The sequence below is a fragment of the Neobacillus paridis genome, from assembly GCF_016765675.1.
Taxonomy (GTDB): Bacteria; Bacillota; Bacilli; order Bacillales; family Cytobacillaceae; genus Neobacillus; species Neobacillus paridis.
The window spans coordinates 44,791-63,978 of the sequence record NZ_JAESWB010000168.1 but is presented as its reverse complement, the minus strand read 5'-3'; the positions used below and the strand labels follow the sequence as shown (position 1 = coordinate 63,978).

At 38.6% G+C, this 19,188-nt stretch carries 17 protein-coding genes and 1 other annotated feature; of the genes, 2 read left to right on the top strand and 15 right to left on the bottom strand.

The features are described from left to right. Positions 1 to 82 precede the first annotated feature (82 nt). From JK635_RS09275 to spxA, 4 genes are all read right to left on the bottom strand, one after another. Positions 83 to 1,285 carry a competence protein CoiA gene (locus JK635_RS09275; RefSeq protein WP_202653679.1) on the bottom strand — a complete coding sequence of 401 codons (1,203 nt, stop codon included), beginning with the start codon at positions 1,283 to 1,285 and terminating at the stop codon, positions 83 to 85. 92 nt (positions 1,286 to 1,377) lie between these two features. After that, positions 1,378 to 2,889, bottom strand: coding sequence for a cardiolipin synthase (gene cls / locus JK635_RS09270; RefSeq protein ID WP_202653678.1), 1,512 nt, complete (start codon positions 2,887 to 2,889; stop codon positions 1,378 to 1,380). Between the two features lie 77 nt (positions 2,890 to 2,966). Continuing rightward, a complete protein-coding gene (gene mecA / locus JK635_RS09265) occupies positions 2,967 to 3,632 on the bottom strand; it encodes an adaptor protein MecA (protein WP_202653677.1) in 666 nt (221 codons plus the stop codon). Between the two features lie 321 nt (positions 3,633 to 3,953). Then, the gene (spxA, locus tag JK635_RS09260; protein WP_202653676.1) at positions 3,954 to 4,349 is read right to left on the bottom strand and encodes a transcriptional regulator SpxA; all 396 of its coding nucleotides are present in this window, start codon (positions 4,347 to 4,349) and stop codon (positions 3,954 to 3,956) included. 523 nt (positions 4,350 to 4,872) lie between these two features. Between spxA and JK635_RS09255 the strand changes: the two genes are divergently transcribed. Further along, positions 4,873 to 5,058, top strand: coding sequence for a hypothetical protein (locus JK635_RS09255; protein WP_202653675.1), 186 nt, complete (start codon positions 4,873 to 4,875; stop codon positions 5,056 to 5,058). A gap of 43 nt (positions 5,059 to 5,101) precedes the next feature. On the opposite strand, the gene JK635_RS09250 is transcribed toward JK635_RS09255, so the two are convergent. The 7 genes from JK635_RS09250 to JK635_RS09220 all read right to left on the bottom strand — a co-directional run bounded on the left by JK635_RS09250 (position 5,102) and on the right by JK635_RS09220 (position 12,763). Continuing rightward, entirely contained in the window at positions 5,102 to 6,082 is a 981-nt protein-coding gene (locus JK635_RS09250; protein WP_202653674.1) for an ABC transporter permease, read from the bottom strand. Further along, positions 6,075 to 6,935: an ABC transporter permease subunit gene (locus tag JK635_RS09245; RefSeq protein WP_202653673.1), complete on the bottom strand. Its 861-nt coding sequence runs from the start codon at positions 6,933 to 6,935 to the stop codon at positions 6,075 to 6,077. The genes JK635_RS09250 and JK635_RS09245 overlap by 8 nt, the downstream gene beginning before the upstream one ends. Before the next feature lie 264 nt (positions 6,936 to 7,199). Further along, positions 7,200 to 8,132 (bottom strand): ABC transporter ATP-binding protein, encoded by a 933-nt coding sequence (locus JK635_RS09240; RefSeq protein WP_202653672.1) that lies wholly within the window; start codon positions 8,130 to 8,132, stop codon positions 7,200 to 7,202. Continuing rightward, complete coding sequence (locus JK635_RS09235; protein WP_202653671.1) at positions 8,133 to 9,200, bottom strand: ABC transporter ATP-binding protein; 1,068 nt, start codon at positions 9,198 to 9,200, stop codon at positions 8,133 to 8,135. Positions 9,201 to 9,204: 4 nt separating this feature from the next. Further along, positions 9,205 to 10,128, bottom strand: a complete 924-nt coding sequence (locus tag JK635_RS09230) for an ABC transporter permease (RefSeq protein WP_202653670.1) — start codon at positions 10,126 to 10,128, stop codon at positions 9,205 to 9,207. A 3-nt stretch (positions 10,129 to 10,131) separates the two neighbouring features. Further along, positions 10,132 to 11,067 (bottom strand): ABC transporter permease, encoded by a 936-nt coding sequence (locus tag JK635_RS09225; RefSeq protein WP_202653669.1) that lies wholly within the window; start codon positions 11,065 to 11,067, stop codon positions 10,132 to 10,134. 103 nt (positions 11,068 to 11,170) lie between these two features. Continuing rightward, a complete protein-coding gene (locus tag JK635_RS09220; RefSeq protein ID WP_235888044.1) occupies positions 11,171 to 12,763 on the bottom strand; it encodes a peptide ABC transporter substrate-binding protein in 1,593 nt (530 codons plus the stop codon). Positions 12,764 to 13,226: 463 nt separating this feature from the next. Then, positions 13,227 to 13,467, top strand: a binding site (T-box leader). Between the two features lie 47 nt (positions 13,468 to 13,514). Between JK635_RS09220 and trpS the strand changes: the two genes are divergently transcribed. Continuing rightward, positions 13,515 to 14,504: a tryptophan--tRNA ligase gene (gene trpS / locus JK635_RS09215; protein WP_202653667.1), complete on the top strand. Its 990-nt coding sequence runs from the start codon at positions 13,515 to 13,517 to the stop codon at positions 14,502 to 14,504. A 50-nt stretch (positions 14,505 to 14,554) separates the two neighbouring features. Here the strand turns inward: trpS and JK635_RS09210 are convergent, their stop codons facing one another. From JK635_RS09210 to opp4B, 4 genes are all read right to left on the bottom strand, one after another. Next, complete coding sequence (locus tag JK635_RS09210; RefSeq protein ID WP_202653666.1) at positions 14,555 to 15,301, bottom strand: YjbA family protein; 747 nt, start codon at positions 15,299 to 15,301, stop codon at positions 14,555 to 14,557. A 165-nt stretch (positions 15,302 to 15,466) separates the two neighbouring features. Further along, on the bottom strand, positions 15,467 to 17,266 hold the full coding sequence (opp4A, locus tag JK635_RS09205) for an oligopeptide ABC transporter substrate-binding protein (RefSeq protein ID WP_202653665.1): 1,800 nt from the start codon (positions 17,264 to 17,266) through the stop codon (positions 15,467 to 15,469). Between the two features lie 19 nt (positions 17,267 to 17,285). Further along, a complete protein-coding gene (locus JK635_RS09200) occupies positions 17,286 to 18,197 on the bottom strand; it encodes an ABC transporter permease (RefSeq protein WP_202653664.1) in 912 nt (303 codons plus the stop codon). Between the two features lie 20 nt (positions 18,198 to 18,217). After that, positions 18,218 to 19,186 carry an oligopeptide ABC transporter permease gene (opp4B, locus tag JK635_RS09195; protein ID WP_202653663.1) on the bottom strand — a complete coding sequence of 323 codons (969 nt, stop codon included), beginning with the start codon at positions 19,184 to 19,186 and terminating at the stop codon, positions 18,218 to 18,220. Positions 19,187 to 19,188: the final 2 nt, after the last annotated feature.

The window sequence follows — 19,188 nt, the reverse complement described above, 5'->3', positions numbered from 1 at the left end:
TTCTGTTTTTTACGTCTTTTTTCCTCTTTTTATTGGAAGAAAAAATGATTCATCCTTTCATATTATGCCCATTGCTTCATTTTCATTTATTGTTTTGTGAAAATGTCATCACTTTTTGATAAAAGGCTGACCTCAACTCTTCCTTCTCGCGATTTGACCTAGGAATGATTATTGTGTGCAGCAGCTGGAAGCTGTCAATATCTTGTTGCAGTAAAATCCCGAATCGTTCCAGGACATAAAGATATTCCTTCACCGGTACCATATAATCTACCGAATCAAGCTGAGGCAAATGACGAATCATGATATTCTTCCTCGCAATTCTTCTATTTAGTTTTCCTCTTATTTCGTTAAGCTTCAAGAGATCTCCGGGCTTTTTTTCTTTTAGAACATCAAGAAGTATATAAGTTTGCCAAACGATTGCTGAGGTTTGAATGAAGAGTGAATGCGGGACAGGGAGGCCAATCTCTGCAGGTAATAAAAACAGATTCATATTTTGGGAATAGATTTCTCGTAAAAAATGATTTGTATTTGCCCTTGGATGTAAGCTCCATTGCATTTTAAATTTTTCCAACTCTCTTTCCCAGCCCGGTAACCACAGTTTCTTAAATGCAGTCGGGGGATTCAGCAGGGAAGATAAGGTTAGTTTCTCAATGGGATAAATCGAGTGTTGGACAAAGGCCTGCTTTACAGAGTAGGGAATAATCGAATCCGCGAGGTGAAAAAGCCGCTCATCAGGACAATAGGAAGGAAGATAAAACTTTCCAGTCTTGGCAGTCCGTAAAAATAAATAGTGAAAATTCGATAAAGAAAGGACATTCCTCTTTTTAAAATGAAGATGCTGATGTGAGAGGATCCAAAGCGGTTCATAGCCATTATCGCGATATGTTCTGGTTCGTTTGATAAAAATGCGTTCGGGTATTGGGGAGCATTGAAATTCTAAGGCATACCTTTGTCCTTGAAACTTGAACATGATGTCAGGCCGCTGGGCAATTTCACGATCATAATACTCTAAAATTGCCGGGATATTCTGTGAAACTAACCAGCGATATAGCTGCAGTTTGCCCTTTAGATGGTTTTCGGTTTCCCCCTCAGAAAATTCCAGGCAACTTCCCCCGCGTTTATGAGCAAAGTGAAAAATTCGCTGTTCGCCTAATTTTAGGATAACAGCCTCACCACAAACCGGACAGATAAACTCCTCTTGATTTCGGAATGCCAATAATGTTTCCTTCTTGTATTCATTTCCAAGGCAAATAATTTTACCCGTTTTGGTACGTGCGGTTAACAAATACAACTTCCTCCTTTCTGTTTAAGCAATTCGACAAAAGTCAACAAAATCCCTGCCATTGAAAAAAACCCATCAAAATAATTGACAGGTTTTTAGAGAAGCGGTGAAAGCAGCCGTGCAGTTGATTCCAGCAAACGAAAGCCTATATGTCGCTGCTCGAAGGTTTTTAAATCTATTTGTTTTGAGTATTTTAGGTCATTTATATATTCTTGAACAAGCTTTTCCGTACTTTTGGTTCGAAATAAAAAGGCATTGACCTCAAAATTTAAATGGAAGCTCCGCATATCCATATTAGAAGTTCCAATTGATGCCAGCTCATTATCAACAATCACGATTTTACTATGCATAAAGCCGCGCTCGTATTCATAAATTTTCACCCCAGCCTCTAGCATCTCCGGGAAATACGATCGTGAGGCATGAAAAACAATTCGTTTATCCGGACGGTTTGGCACAAGGAGCCTGACATCAATTCCACTTAATGCTGCCACTTTTAAAGCGGAGAAAATATCCTCATCAGGAATAAAATAAGGAGAAGCAATCCAAACCGATTCCTTCGCGGAAGCAATCATCGAGAAAAAGATGTTCTTTATGACACTCCATTCATTATCGGGTCCTCCGGCAATCAATTGAACCCCACCATGACTTTCATGATCGATTTGCGGTGATAAATATTCAGCCGTTAAAAAACTGTGATTCGTCATATAATACCAATCTTGGAGAAAAATAAGCTGCAAGCTTCTAACGGCCTCTCCTCTCAGCATTAGATGTGTATCCCGCCAAAAACCAATTTCTTTATCTCTCCCTAAATATTCGTCGCCGATATTTAATCCGCCGACAAAACCGACCGTACCGTCGATAACAATAATCTTCCGATGGTTACGAAAATTAAATTTATTATTTAAAAATGGCAATCGAACAGGACCAAAGGGAACCGTCTCAACACCGGCATTTTTTAGTTCATTTATGTAGGCCTTTGAAAGCTGCCAGGAACCAACCGCATCAAACATAAAACGCACTTTGACCCCTTGGCTGGCTTTTTCAATTAAAATATTTTTTATTTCCTGACCGATATGATCATGACGGACGATATAATATTCAAGATGGATATGATGTCTCGCCCTTTTCAATTGTTGGATAATATGCTGAAACGTTTCTTCACCATTTGTTAATACCTTTGTAGCCGTGTCGAAGGAAATTGGACTATTTCCCAGCTTCTGGGCTAGAGTAAATAACTGCCCATGATGTTCCCCCATTAAAGCTCTTTTCTCTTCACTTCTCGGGTCTTCTTCCCCTTCCACAGTCAGAAAGGCCTGTTTATCAAGAAAATATTTTTTGCGAAACATTTTTTCTTTACGGTAATTCCGACCAAAAAGGAGATAAAAAATAAATCCAACAAGGGGAAAACTGCCAAGCACGACGAGCCAAGTAATCGTTTGGGATGGGTGCCGGTTTTCTAAAAAGATGACAAAACCAATAAAAATCACCGACAACGAGATTAAGACGCTTAGAAATCCTAAAATTCCACTCTCCAACCGGTCCCGAAAGAAAAACAATAGTATGGATAGTGCTACCAAAAAAAGGATTACCCTTACTGTGTTTTTCATGCCCTCACCTACCAAAAAACTGTATATTTATAAAATATTTAAAATACCGATTTCAAACACTGAAATCGGCACTTTCATTAACTAAAATATTTACGTAACTCAGCAAAAACATTGTCAGCAATTATTTCTTTCCCATATTCTTGAATTCGATGAATCGTAAGCTGAGTTTCATACCCATATTCCAAAAGGACGCTTAAAATATCGTCGATTTCTTCTTCCTCAAATTGATCCTCCGGAAAATCGACATATAGATAGTAGTTGCCTTCAAAATGGAACAGCTTCGTCACCAAACTGTCTAAGCCTGGCCGCGAGCTTAAGCTTATTAGATCCTCAAAGTCTCTAAAGGCAATGATGAATTCCAACGTATCATCCATCGCAAAGTCATCTTCAGAATAACCGGGACTAAAATGCTGCTCCAATAATTCTTCAATTTTATCATCTGCAGGAAAGTCTTTCATTTTGCCATTTGGAATAGGCAGTTCAAACTTTTGACCATCCTTTGAAAGCTGAGCCTTTGTTACAAGTATTTCCAACCCTTTATCAAGCGCTTGAACTTGAATCCACAGTGGTCCTTCAACAGAGAACTCCTCTTCCTCATGTACTTCATCCATCATTTCCCAAAAGAGTTCTTCGCTTCGTTCGCGATTATACCAAATTTCCTCGCGGTCAAAACCTCTTTCTTCTATATCAACATAGGAAATATAAAATTTTACCGTATATTCATTGATCCGTTCAATTTCCATCTTTACCTCTCCCCCTCCATCATCCAAATTGAAGGGACAAAACCCCCAGGCAGATAATGCTTATTAGTATATACTCCCGCAAAGAGGGTTATTCCAATAGGGGCATTCCCCTTCGAAAAAATTAATACCCCTGTACTTTCATTTTATGACAAAATCGCTTTTAAGGGAAATAAAAAATCAAAATAGATAAAAACGATTAATTAGCCTATTTGCTGCCCTTTCTGAAGAAATATCAATTATAGATATTCTATACATTTTAGCAAAAAAAAAGAGAAACTACAAACTAAAAACAGCCTTCTTTTATAAAGAAGGCTTGATGAATTAATTTACCATCCGTTGTGCTTCACGTAATTGATATGTCCTAACCTTTCTAGGCAGGAACCGGCGAATTTCATCTTCATTGTATCCAACCTGCAGGCGCTTTTCATCGATAATAATCGGACGTCTTAATAGGCCAGGGTTTTCTTTAATCAATTTAAATAAATCTTGGAGCGGCATCGAATCCAAATTAATGTTTAATTTTTGGAATGTTTTTGATCTGGTTGAAATAATCTCATCGGTCCCATCCTCCGTCATGCGGAGAATCTCTTTAATTTCTTCCATTGATAAAGGTTCGGAGAAAATATTTCTTTCTTTGTATGGAATTTCATGCTCTTCCAGCCAAGATTTTGCTTTTCGACACGATGTACAACTAGGTGAAGTGTATAATGTTACCATATCGTCTTCACACTCCTCTTTTATTTACAATCCATTATAAGCAATAAGTTAATTAAAATCATTTTAAATAAGTAATTTATATTATTTATTATACACCACTGTTTCAGAAAAGGGTATCTTTTTTTCAAAAAATATTCACAAACTAGCAGATGAATGAGGTTCAATCATTACATTATATTTAACGAATATTTAACGCAAAAGTTTCACTTTTTTTCTAACTTTATCGTAAAAATTTTTATGTTTATTGACCAATCTTTCTATAATGTTCGTTTCTTAATCAACATTTTTTGAGGGTCCTTGTTAGGCCTTCCATTTGAAAACTTCTTTTTACCTCATTGTTAAATACAATTAAACACGGCTGCAAACCTATTCTCAATTAAAATCCCAAAATGAAAACGCCTTCAATCTGTTTAAAACTAAAAAACTTTTCTCTTTCAATAAAGAGCAAGTTCTTTTAAAATAAGAGTATGGACTTAGTCAATAAATTGTAGAGCAACTGACGAGAATAAATGGAGGGACTGCAATGGCTGCTTATATAACTGATTTAATAGTGGTCGCCTTATTAATTATCGGAATTACTGCATTTATGGGTGACATCACAAATGGGCTGGGGAATAGACTATTTGGCGGTAAACACCGCAGTGAATATGTTGATCAAAACGCCCGCTTCCAAACCGGCTGGAAAGCGGTTGGCGGAAAGAAAAAATAAGCTAAAGGACAAAATCCAAACGATTTTGTCCTTTTTCTTTTTCCTATTCACTTTTTTTCATAACCTTTCTAACAGGTCTTACCCTTGGCTCAAACCCAGTTTTGACCCATGGTGTTCGTTGATATGTTGACTGAAAGCGATTTTTTAAACCATTAGCCAACAAGCTAAAGGAGCTGGTGATGATTAATAACAATATCAATGGTATGTATAAAATATAAGTTGTATCGCTGTAAATATTTCCCCGGGCAGCACCTACTAACCCGGAGATTTCTTTCGTAATGGATAGATAAATTTGTGAATCGCGTCTGTAAATGGTGCCACCAATAAAGATGTTCATTAAGGCAAGCTGTCCCATCAGCGCAATTACCTGGACAATTTCTAAGATAAACATCACCAAGAGAGATTCCTTTAGCTGCGGAAAAATATGCCTCCACACAAGGCGATGGCGATTTGCCCCTAAAAGCCGGGCAGCTTCAATGAAAGTTGATGTTGAGATTTCTTTCGACTTTTTTCGAACCGAAGATACAATACTTGGGATACTAACGATGGATGCAACGATAATAAAGTAGAAAACTAGAACATTAGGATCGGCATTTTCAGCAAAAGTGATTGGGCCAAGAAAGAAATACAAGATAAGAAAGAGCGGTACATAACTCCAGGCGTTTTCAAATGCTTCAAGCAATTGCGGTGTTTTCTTCCAAGTCCCGACATATAAACCAATAAGCGATCCTGTTGTCATTTTGATAAGCGTCACAGCGAACGAGATAAAAAGTGTGTAGCGTATTCCGTATAGAATCATCGACAATATGTCATATCCCGAACGGTCTGTCCCCAGCAGGAACTCCTTTGACGTAAAAGGTGGAAGCGGCGGTGCCAAGATTGTTCCATTTTCATAGCTTGTTCTTAGTGTCTCCGTCAGCGTATGCGGGGCCATTGAGGGTCCAAATATCGCAAGAAAAATAAGAATAGCTGTCAATAATATACCTGTATATAATGAATAATTAATAGAAAATAATCTATTCATAAATAAATCCTCGTTTAAAAATATAAAGTACTAATCTAATAGAAAAATAAACGATTAACGAAATCAACAGCATAGAAAAAAGACCGATAGTAATGGGTTGAAACTGATTGCTTTGAAATATAAATTTCGTTATTCCAGGGACGTTTAGCAGATATTCAATAATGAAGAGGTTACCAATTGCCAAGGAAACCACTTTTGTTAGATCCGCAATAATAAACGGTTCAATGTTTTTATAAACATGTTGAAAGTTTATGTAATTTACACGCATTCCTTTAGAAACCGCCGTACGGATATAATCTTCTCCACTTGTCTGATAGTATTGTACGGCCAGTAATTTAAACATATAAAGAGTTGGTGCTATTGCCGTTAATACCATCGGATACCATATATTCAGCGCTCCGCCATCAGGTCTTAAAGAAATTACTCTGACACCAGAAACTTCATAAATTTTTATTGCCAATACTAATGAAAACACTATTAAAATAAAATCAGGTATGGTGGATAAAATATTTAACAGCATATTAAAAAATCGCGTTACGATAAAGCGGCTTAAAAAAATCCCAAATAATAACCCTATTACTACGGCCGACAGTACCCCAATTAATAATGTAAACAAGCTGATTAGAAAATTGCTCTTAATATCTGCTGAAATGAATCTTACCTGATCTCCAAGCTGATATGTTCCTAAACTTCCGCTGGCAAGCTCCTTCATAAACTGACCATATAAATGTCCAAGCTGGCTAAAATCTAAGTAAATATTTAGCTCATAAGGGTTTACTATGAGAATTGAGGGTATGGCAGCAAGAAGGATGATCAATAAGAAAATAAAAATAGCTTGTTGAATAATTCTCATCCTTGTCCCACCTTGCCTAACTTTTTTGCTATATTTTGCTACCTTTTTATTCTCCCGTTTTACTACAATATTGTCAATAATTCTCGAAATATTTAAAAACCCTTAAATTGTATAAAATAAAACGGTCTTGAATAAGGACCGTCTTATTTTATAGCTATTAGGAATAGGATAAAATTTCCACCCGATTTTATGCTTTCCAATGTCGCAATAAATTTCAACTTTGCCTTATGAACCGCCTTAACGGACTCTCCAATCGGCAAGTTTTCATTTATATTGAGCTTTATATTGTTCAAATTCTTTTTCAGAACAGTATACTAAATGTCCAGGTGCAATTTCACGCATTTCCACTTTTTCGTTTTCTTCATAATGATGAGAGCTTGGATCATACATGATCCGCCGCCGTGTTCTTTCGGATTCAGGGTCCGGAAGTGGTATGGCCGACAACAGTGATTTAGTATATGGATGCATGGCATTTTGATAAAGATCATCAGCTGGAGCCAATTCCACCAGCTTTCCGAAATACATGACTCCAATCCGGTCACTGATGTATTTAACCATTGATAAATCATGAGCGATAAACAAATATGTGAGCCCTTTTTCACGCTGCAACCGTTTCATTAAGTTGACAACCTGAGCTTGAATCGAAACGTCCAAGGCAGAGATTGGTTCATCGGCTATAATAAATTCAGGTTCAACTGCCAGAGCTCTGGCAATACCAATTCTTTGTCTTTGACCACCGGAGAATTCGTGCGGATAACGATTGGCATGCTCTTTATTAAGACCAACAGTTTCAAGCAGCTCATAGACTCGTTCCATCCGCTCTTTCTTGCTTTTAGCCAGTCCATGGATATCAATACCCTCGGCAATAATGTCTGCCACGGTCATTCTTGGATTTAATGATGCGTATGGATCCTGGAAGATCATTTGCATCTTGCGGTTAAATTTTTTTAATTCTGCTTTTGACTTTCTCCCATGGACATTTTCTCCGTTAAATAGAACTTGTCCCCCAGTAGCATCGTATAAGCGAATAATCGTCCGTCCGGTTGTAGATTTCCCGCAGCCGGATTCACCAACAAGCCCCAAAGTTTCACCCTTATAAATATCAAAAGTGACATCGTCTACTGCTTTTACCTGATTGGGACGGCCAATATTAAAATATTGCTTTAAATGTTTAATTTCCAGAAGTTTTTCCGCCATTTATTTCCCCTCCTTCACAAGGATCGGTTTTTCAAAGGTAGAGGATAATTTCCGCATCTTCAGCTTTACTGCTTCCGGCGGTTCTACTTTAGGAGCATCTGGATGCAACAGCCAGGTCTTGGCAAAATGGGTTTCCGAAACTTGGAACATCGGTGGCTCTTGCTCAAAATCGATTGCTAATGCATATTGATTTCTTGGAGCAAAGGCATCCCCTTTTGGCGGATTTGTTAAATCCGGCGGCGTACCCGGAATAGCAGCGAGCTCCGCCTTATGGTCACTGTCCAAACTTGGCATTGATGCTAATAATCCCCAAGTATATGGATGGCGTGGGTCGTAAAAAATTTCATCAACTGTGCCAATCTCGACGATTTGACCTGCATACATAACCGCGACACGGTCGGCCACATTGGCGACGACTCCCAAGTCGTGAGTAATAAAGATAATTGACGTGTCCATTTTCTTCTGTAAATCTTTCATTAACTCCAAAATCTGTGCTTGAATGGTAACATCGAGCGCTGTTGTTGGTTCATCAGCAATGAGCAGGCTTGGATTTGCGGCAAGCGCAATCGCAATCATGGCCCGTTGCCTCATACCTCCGGAAAATTCATGCGGGTATTGATTCACTCGTTTCTCCGGCATCGGAATCCCAACAAGTCGAAGCAATTCAATTGCTCTTTCTTTTGCTTGTGAGGACTTCATATTTTGATGTTTGTGTAGAACCTCCATGATCTGATGTCCGACCTTCATGGTTGGATTTAATGATGTCATCGGATCTTGGAAAATCATACTAATATCTTTTCCACGAATTTTTTCCATTTCCTTATCTGATTTATGAACAATATCCTCACCATGGAATAAAATCTGACCACCGGTAATTTTACCAGGAGGCATTGGAATCAATTTCATAATCGTTTGATTCAAAACGGATTTTCCCGACCCAGATTCTCCTACGATCGCTAAAGTTTCGCCTTTAAAAAGATCAAAGCTTACACCGCGGACAGCTTGGACTTCTCCTCCATACACATGGAATGAGACTTTTAAATCTTTTACTTCGAGTATCTTTTCCATGTTCTCACTCCTTATTCCGTAACCGTGGATCTAACGCATCGCGCAATCCATCACCTATAACGTTAAAGGCAAAAATTGTCAATGCAATCAGTACTGCCGGGAAGAATAATCGCCACGGATAATATTGAATCGCTGCTAAACCGTCATTGGCCATCGTTCCCCAACTGGCTAATGGTGGTGTTAACCCAAGACCAAGGAAACTTAAAAAAGCTTCAGTAAAAATGGCGTTTGGGATTGTTAACGTCATCGTAACCAATATCGAGCCCATTGCATTAGGGATTAAGTGACGTGCCATAATCCTTGTGACACTTGCCCCAAGGGTTTTTGCGGCCAGCACATATTCCTGGTTCTTGAGTGATAATACCTCACCGCGAACGATCCTTGCCATATTAATCCATCCGGTAATCGTCATCGCTAAGATCATGGTGGTTAAATTTGCTCCTAATACAACCATAAACAAGATTACCAGCAGTAAATACGGAACACCATATAAAATATCAGCAATCCGCATCATAAATTCATCAACGCGACCGCCCTTGAAACCGGCAATTCCACCCCAGGTTACGCCGATAACAAAGTCAATTAAAGCGGCCATCACACCAATCAGCAATGAAATACGCGCCCCTTGCCAAGTCCGGGCAAACATATCACGCCCTAAGTCATCGGTCCCAAACCAGTGGGTTCCGGAAGGCTCCTTATTGGTATTCATTAAGTCGTTCGTCGCATAATCAAATTTTGTCATATATGGTCCAAAGATTGCCATGATGATTAGGAGAATCAGAATAATAATCCCAAACATAGCAAGCTTGTTTTTTCGAAAACGAATTCTTACATCCTTCCAAAAGGAAAGACTCGGCTTTGATATTTTTTCCGCATCAGATGCTTTTGCACCAACAACTTGGAATTTTTCTTTAGCAATTTGCTCCATTCATTATTCTCCTTTCTTCCCGCCAGCCAGTTTAATGCGCGGATCAATGAGTCCATAGGCAATATCGACAAGGAGAATGGACACCAATAATAAGATACTATAAAATACTGTAACGCCCATAATTACTGTATAATCCCGGTTAGAAATACTTAAAACAAAGTGTGAGCCTAATCCTGGAATACCAAATATTTTTTCAATAACAAAACTTCCCGTAATAATACCGGCAGACAATGGACCCATATAGGAAACCACCGGCATTAGGGCATTTCGTATTGTATGCTTCATTATCATTGCTCCACGGCTCAATCCCTTTGCTTTCGCCGTTTTAATATAATCATTGCTTAAGACCTCCAGCATGCTAGAGCGCGTTAAGCGGGCAATAAATGCCATAGGCGTTGCTCCAAGGGCTAATGCCGGCAAAATTGTGTTAGAGAAATTATCCCAACGGGCAACGGGGAGCAAACCCAATTTGATTGCAAATATATATTGTAAAAATGTTGCCATGATAAAGGAAGGAACTGATATCCCGAAAACGGCAATAATCATCGCTGTATAATCCTGCCATTTATTATGCCGTAAGGCCGCAATAACCCCTAACAGAATCCCAATTGCAACCGCAAATAGAATCGCTTCAGCCCCTAGAGCTAAGGAAACCGGAAAGCCGTCATTAATTAGGTCATTAACGGTTCGTGATTCATATTTAAAAGACGGACCAAAATCCCATTGCGCAATCCTGACTAAATAATCTCCATATTGAGCATACCAAGGTTTGTTCAGACCATAATGTGCATTTAGGCTGGCCTCAATTTCCGGAGGTAACTTTTTTTCAGATGTAAATGGGTTTCCTGGTGCAATCCTCATAAGGAAAAACGTTGCAGTAATGATGAGAAATAAAGACAGCACCATATACAGCAAACGTTTGCTAATATATTTTACCAAATGGCACACCTCCATAATTTGCTAATAGAACCAAGAAAGAAACGAAGGTATACGGGAAATTTCCCATATACCTTTGTTCTAACTTTACAATTTGGCCATTAGATTATTCAAAATGAGCCCACTTAAATTGTACGTCGCCAAGACCAGAAATAACGACATCCTTTAAGTTTTCATCTTGAACCCAAGTATTTGTGTAGAAATATACTGGTGCAACCGGCATTTCATCCATAAAGATGGCTTCGGCATCTTTTAACAATTGTAAACGTTTTGCAGGATCTGCTTCTGTTTGCGAAGCATTTAATAATTTCTTGAATTCCGGATTTTCCCAGTTTGTATCATTGTTTCCGCCCTTTTTGTCGCGGAACAATTCTAGGAAGTTAATTGGATCGTTAAAGTCACCTAACCAGCCCATACGGCCAATTTGATAATCTCCAGTATGAAGCTTCGTAATGTAAACTTTCCATTCTTCGTTTTCAAGTTTTACATTGATACCGAGTTCTTTTTTCCACATATCTTGAACTGCTTGAGCAATCTTTTGATGTCCTTCATCAGTGTTATAAGATAGCGTAATGGTCGGCAGCTTGGAAGCATCGCTTAAGCCAAGTTCTTTTAAGCCTTTAGCTAAATATTCTTTTGCTTTTGCTACATCATTATCCTTGAAATATCCTTGTTCATTTTCTTTAATCATGGTTGGCGGTACAGCAGCCATTGCTGGAATTTGCCCACCTTGGGCTACATTCTCAACAATTGCCTTACGGTTAATTGCATAAGAAAGTGCTTTGCGGATATTAACATTATTTAATGGCGGCTTTTCAGTATTAAACTTATACCAATAGGTACCTGCGATTGGTTGAGTATGGAGCGAACCATCTTTCTTTAATTGTGGCAGAAGATCATTAGGCAGCTGTCCAAGCGGCATACCAGCCCAATCGAGCTCACCATTTTTAAACATATTTAATTCTGTATTGTTGTCGTTGATCATGTCCATATTAATTTTTGTTAACTTAACAGTATTGGCATCCCAGTAGTTTTCGTTCTTTTCAAGCACGATCTTACTGTTATGCTTCCATTCAACCATTTTAAATGGACCGTTCGATGTGTATTGATCACCGGCATCTTTGTACCAATTTGGATTTGCTTTAGCAATCTTGCTGTTAATTGGTGAGTAAGTATAGAAAGCCGTTAATTCTAGGAAATATGGAGTTGGGTTTTGCAACGTAACTTCCAATGTTTTATCATCAACAGCCTTTACACCTAGTGTATCGACTTTTGCTTTACCTGTGTTGATCGCTTCACCATTCTTGATGTAGTACAATTGATATGCATATTGTGACTTATTTTTTGGATCAATTGCCCATTTCCAAGCATATACGAAGTCCTCTGCAGTAACCGGATCACCATTAGACCATTTAGCATCGCGAAGTTTAAATGTGTAGGTTTTTAGATCTTTTGAAGTGGTGATGTTTTCTGCTGCAGCAGGCTGTGGCTTACCATCTTTATCAATACGTGTTAAGCCTTCAAATGTTTGTCTAATAACACCGCCTGAAGTGGAATCATTAGCCAGTCCTGGATGTAAGGAAAACGGCTCGGTCTTAATATTAATATTAAGAACTTGTGATGTCTTCTTACCAGAATCTCCTTTTTTGTTTTTATCGCCAGTAGAGTTGTCCTTGCCGGAACATGCTGCCAAGAACATGCTTAGCACAAGCGATAGTACTAATAGCAGTGAAAGTTTTGATTTTTTCACTAGTAGACCTCCCTTTTCTATTTTCTGAAAATATATTACATTCCCTATTATACATATTTTAAAATTTTTTGTACATTACTTTTTGAAAATTAATTTGGGATGCAGCAGTTAAATTGTTAAGGAGATTTACAAAAATCCCCATACTATATTAAATTCGCCAATTGAAAATTCGGAAAATTCCCTATAAATCAACGTTTCAAAGCGATTATTCCCTCATACACAGCAAACAAAAGGAGAGATTGGTAGCGTTTACAAAAACTTGGATTTTTTCCTTTTATGCTGTTATCCATTAAAATCTTCCCTATAATTGCTATTTCAATATACCATTTCCTTTGCTCGTTCAACAATAATTTTTATCCACTTGAAATTAAATATGTGCTTCATTTATAATAGAACCAATTATATTTTTGAAATAATAGCGATGATAAAGAGGAGTACGTATTTGCCAACATCGTAGAGAGTTTGTGGCTGGTGGAAACAAACATGTTTGGGATGCGGAATGGACTTTTGAGCTGCTTTGCTGAACCCTGCACATGAAGAAGGCAGTAGGTGAAGACGTGTTCCTTACGTTACAAGGATCCTACAGTAATGTAGGACAAAGCGACTCGAATTTCGAGTAATTAGGGTGGTACCGCGAGCCATTCGTCCCTAGATGAACGGGATGAATGGCTTTTTATATTTCTTTAGGAGGAAACAGAGGATGAAAACAATCTTTTCAGGAATTCAGCCGAGCGGAACCATTACGCTTGGCAACTATATTGGTGCTCTGAAACAATTCGTTGAGCTGCAGGAAGATTTTAATTGCTTTTTTTGTATCGTTGATCAGCATGCGATTACAGTTCCGCAGGATCCGCAAACACTCAGGAAAAATATCCGCAGTTTAGCGGCTTTGTATCTTGCGGTTGGCCTGGACCCGGAGAAAGCAACCTTATTCATTCAGTCAGAGGTACCGGCACATGCTCAGGCCGGCTGGATTATGCAATGCATTTCTTATATTGGTGAATTGGAACGAATGACCCAATTTAAAGATAAATCTGCCGGAAAAGAGGCGGTTTCTGCCAGTTTATTAACATACCCGCCATTAATGGCCGCAGATATATTACTTTATAATGCTGACCTTGTTCCCGTTGGTGAAGATCAAAAGCAGCATATGGAATTAACCCGGGACCTTGCTGAAAGATTTAATAAAAAATATAATAATGTCCTCACAATTCCTGACATCAGCCTGCCAAAAGTTGGTGCCCGGATCATGTCGCTGCAAGAGCCAACGAAAAAAATGAGTAAATCCGATCCGAATCAAAAGGCATTTATTTCGCTGTTGGATGAACCAAATCAAATTATCAAGAAAATTAAAAGTGCTGTTACCGATTCTGAGGGAATTATTAAATATGATGTAGAAAATAAACCTGGTGTTTCCAATTTACTTTCGATTTATTCTATTTTGGGAGATAAACCAATTGCAGAAATTGAAGAAATGTATACAGGAAAAGGCTACGGTGATTTTAAAGCTGATTTGGCAGAGATTGTGGTAAACTATTTAAAACCTATTCAGGATAGATACTATCAGCTTGTAGATTCTAGTGAGCTGGATGAAATATTGGATCGTGGCGCTGAAAAGGCCAAGGCTGTGGCCAATAAAACACTTAAAAAAATGGAAAATGCCATCGGTCTTGGAAGAAAGAAACGTTAAAAAAAAGCCTGATCTCAAAAGGTATGGAGCATACCTTTTGACTCAGGCTTTTAGTTTACTTTTGAACCCTGCTCCATTTCCCAAAGCTTTTCGAAAAATGGCTGTCCTTTAATAATGTTTTCACAAAAGATTTCGTGTTTTTCAGACCAGCCGTATTTGATTTCCTCAAAAAGCTGATCCCAGGCCTCTGCAAAATTCATTGCTTGGATGTGGGAATAACGCTCTGGACACCATTCCGTAAACCAATACCGCACTTCTGCCTCATTATTTGATGAGAACAATTGATCAAGTGCCATAAATAATAATTGCTTTAATTGTCTCTCTTTTCTTGTTAACCCGCGCATGAGTTCCGGTTCCGGCGATAAAATATGAAAGTTTTTCTGTTTTTGCTGCTGATAAAATGAATATTTCTTTGTTTCATGAGTTGCAATCATTTCATAAACCAGCTGTTCCTGCCTCGGGATTAACCGGCTTTTCCGAATCGGAATATTGTAACCAATCGTATCGACAGCTAAAATACCGACACCGTCCGTCACAATAAAACAATAATCCAGTTGAACTCTTTCATGATTTTTTCGAAGATAAGCTTTTTGATAAATATCATCTAATAGCTGCTGTGGTAATTCTGCCAGATCATTCTCAATATAGTGGAAAAGATCTGCTTCAACTTTTAGCAGTGGTACTTGATCCAGCAGTTCAACACCATCTTCTTTGCGCCATTCATGGAAATGGCAGACATTATAACCATTCTCTTCCCCTTCAAACCAATTTACCCATACATCATGGAGATACAACATCAAACAACCCCTCACTTCAAGTAACTATTTGTCACTAAGTATGGGCAGAGGGGAGTTAAAATATTCCTCTTGATATAATTTCCGGTAAAATTGAACCAGTTACTATAATCGGAATCGTTTCAAGGCAAAAAAGAGATGATCATGGTGACCATCTCTTCTTAATGATTAATTAACTTCAGGTGTTTCGCTTGTTACACCAACATTAAACCAGCCAAGTGCGTCAATCTCATGATCAGCATTAAGACCTGTTACCCGATTGTTTACAGAATAAATAATTGAACGGAACAATGTTGGAATAACCGGCATCTCATCATTCATATAGGCTTGCCACTCATCGTATACTTTCTTACGATAGTTATGGTCAAATGCTTGTTCTGAATGACCATCAGCTAATAATTGATCGTTCTTCTCGCTTACAAAGCGGGAATAGTTAAAGTTGGCATCTCTGCCATATAATCCATAAGGGTCCACATCTGTACCAGTTCCCCATGCAGCGGCAAAAACATCCACTTTAGGGTTATCTTCTTGAACCATTTTGTAGAATGAGTTAAATTCAGCCAAACGGCCATCAACCAGCTGTACATCTAAACCAACATCTTTCCAGCATTGGATATAGAATTTAGCAAGCGGCTCGGCAATATCGCCGCCACTCATAGATAGGAAGTTAATTTTGAACTTCTTGCCTTTTGGATCTTCACGAAGGCCGTCCTTATCTACGTCCTTATAGCCTGCTTCATCTAATAATTTCTTCGCCTTTTCCGGATCATAAGTAGCACCATTGGCATTTTCATCATACCAGCTTGGGAAGGAAGGCGGAATTAAAGATGTAGCTGGGAAACGAAGCCCGTGATATAGCTTTTCACCAACCGTTTTATTATCTAAAGCATATGCCATTGCTTGGCGCAGGCGTTTGTCTTGGAATTTCGGATTATCCATCACGTTTTCGCCTTTTTTTGCATCCCAGTGGCCAAGTTTAAAGCCGATATAGTTGTAAGCTAAATCGATTTTTCCAATGAATTGGAAATTTTTCGAACCCTTTGCTGCCGCATATTGGTCTGTTGGGAATTCGGCAACATCCACTTCACCCTTCTTCATTGCTTGGAGAATAACCTTTGGGTTCACTACTTTTAACACAATGCTTTTTAACTTTGGTTTGCCGGCATAGAAGTCATCGTTGCGTTCAAACTCAACTGATTCCCCTGGAACAATCTTTTTAATCTTAAATGGTCCGAAACCAATTGGTTTTTTGTGGATTTTATCAGATTTGGCCAAGTCTTTAATCGGAACATCCCCTAAGTAATGCTTAGGCATTGCATATGACCAAAGGCCCGTTAACAAGGCTGGATTTGCTTTTTCAAACGTAATTGAAAGTGTCTTGTCATCAATAATTTTGATACCGGAAATTCTTTTCGCTTTACCGGCATGGTATTCTTTCATCCCCACGATGCTTTGCATGAGAGCATCTCCATAGCGGACACCGGTGTAATCTTTATTACCGATAACCAGAAATGAATATTCATAGTCTTCAGCCGTTACAGGCTTGCCATCAGACCAATTGACATTATCTTTGATTTTTACTGTGATCGTTTTATGATCCTTGGATAATTCATATGTGGCCGGGCCATCATTGGTCATTTCGTAGTCCTCATTAATAGTAAACAATGGGATATCAAAGAATTGCAAAACCTTGGCATCTTCATCCCCTTGATAGAATGCATAGTTTAATGTACCCTCAAATGGAGTATCATAAACTAACCCATAATTCAAGGTTCCATCCTCTACTACTTTGTTATCATTTTTCACTTCCTTCGGGAACTGCCCGATGTCTTCTTTTGCTTTTTCAGTTGATGTTGTTGACTTTTTGCCGTCCTTTTTGCCGCCTGATGAGTTAGAAGAACATGCTGATAACAGCAGGCCTAAAACAACCAAGAGACTGAAGAACTTAAACAGATGCTTTTTCTTCATCAATACTTTCCCCCTTCTTTTATCCTAGTCTTTGTCTTGCATCAGCCGCACGTTTTAACGCTTGGCCAATATAATTTATACACAACATCATGACTAAAATCAGCAATGATGCAGGTAACCATATCCACCACTTGTTTTCCAGTACATCCGGATTAGTTGCATAGCTGACAAGTGTTCCTAAACTTGGTGTACTTTCCGGTAACCCAAATCCCAGATAGGTTAAACCGGATTCAATCCCAATATTTCCTGCCAAATTTAAAGTTAAGTTTACAATAATAATCGAACTAAGGTTTGGCAGCACTTCGCGGATGATGATTTTCCAATCTGGCGTGCCAAGCGTTTTCGAGGCACTGACATAATCCAGTTCTCTTTCTGCCAGAGTTTTCGACCTGATTAACCGCGCCTTACCCGTCCATAAGAATAAACTCATAATCAGAATAAAATAAAATACATTATATTTAGGTGCAATCGTAACAAAAACGATGATTAACATTAATGTTGGCAAAATTAGGAAAAAGTCGATGATCCGCATGATAATATTGTCGGTGCGGCCGCCAAAATAACCTGCAATTAAACCGACGGTAAGTCCGATTAATCCTGTCAACAAGGTAATACATAACCCAATCGTAAAGGAATTTTTCGCACCGATGATCAACTGACCTAAAATATCCCTGCCGCCATAATCTGTTCCCAGCCAGTGTTCAGCTGATGGCGGTGAATAAATGGAGAGAAAATCAACTGTGACAATTTTATCCTGATCTAACAGGAGGGATACTCCATAAACGATAATCAGGATAAGTCCTAATAGAATTAACGCTCCTAACGCCAATTTATCTTTGACAATCTCCCGCCACATTATCGAAAGTACGCCATGTTGCTTCTTCTGCTTTTTAACTTTTGGCTGCTTTTGATCTGTTAGTTCAGCTTTCATTTTTGTCCCCTCCTCGTTTGCTATTCAATCCTGATTCGTGGATCAACCGCACTTAATATGATATCTGACAGCAAAGTACCGATTAATGTCGCTAAACCAGATATCATGACCAGTGCAGTAACAACACTAAAATCGCGTTGCATAATGGAGGTGAGGAACAACTGTCCAATTCCTGGATATCCATAAATAGATTCCAAAAAGACGGAGCCGCCAATTAACGATACAATATCGTAGCCAAGAAAAGCAGCAATCGGCAATAACGAGTTTCTAAAAATATGGCGCGTATAAACTTTAGATTCACTAACACCTTTAGCTCTTGCCGTTTTAACAAAATCTTTAATCTTCGTATCAATAATTTCATTACGTAGATACTGAATGGTAACCGTTGTACTGACAATCGCACCGGACAATGCTGGTAAAATCAGGTGATTTAGCTTGCTCATATAGTAAGCAAAGGTGCCATTTTCAACACGGATATCAACACTGCCGCTTGTTGGAAACCATCCAAGCACAAAACCGAAAATAAATAACATCAACAAGGCAAAAATAAACAGTGGAGTTGCATAGGTTAAATAATTGTAGCCAACAATCATTTTATCGGCCCATGTATCTGTCCATCTGCCCCCAATGATTCCAAGCGGGATGGCAATCAGATAGCTAAGGATTAAAACAGCTGCACCTAATAAAACGGTATTCCACATTTTACCGGCTATTAATGAAGTTACTGGTGTTTGATGGATGATCGACATTCCTAAATTACCGTGAAGCAGCCCTTTAATCCATCTTGCATATTGAACATAATACGGATCATACATGCCGAGTTTTTGTTTCAATTCATGTAGTGTTTGGGCATCCATTTTCGGGTTGCTTGCCAGCTGACCTGTTAAGGCATCGCCAGGCATCGCTTTTGCTAAAAGAAAAATTAGAATACTTAAAATAAACAGCTGAGGGATCATAACCAAGATTCTGCGCAGTATAAATTTCAACATAT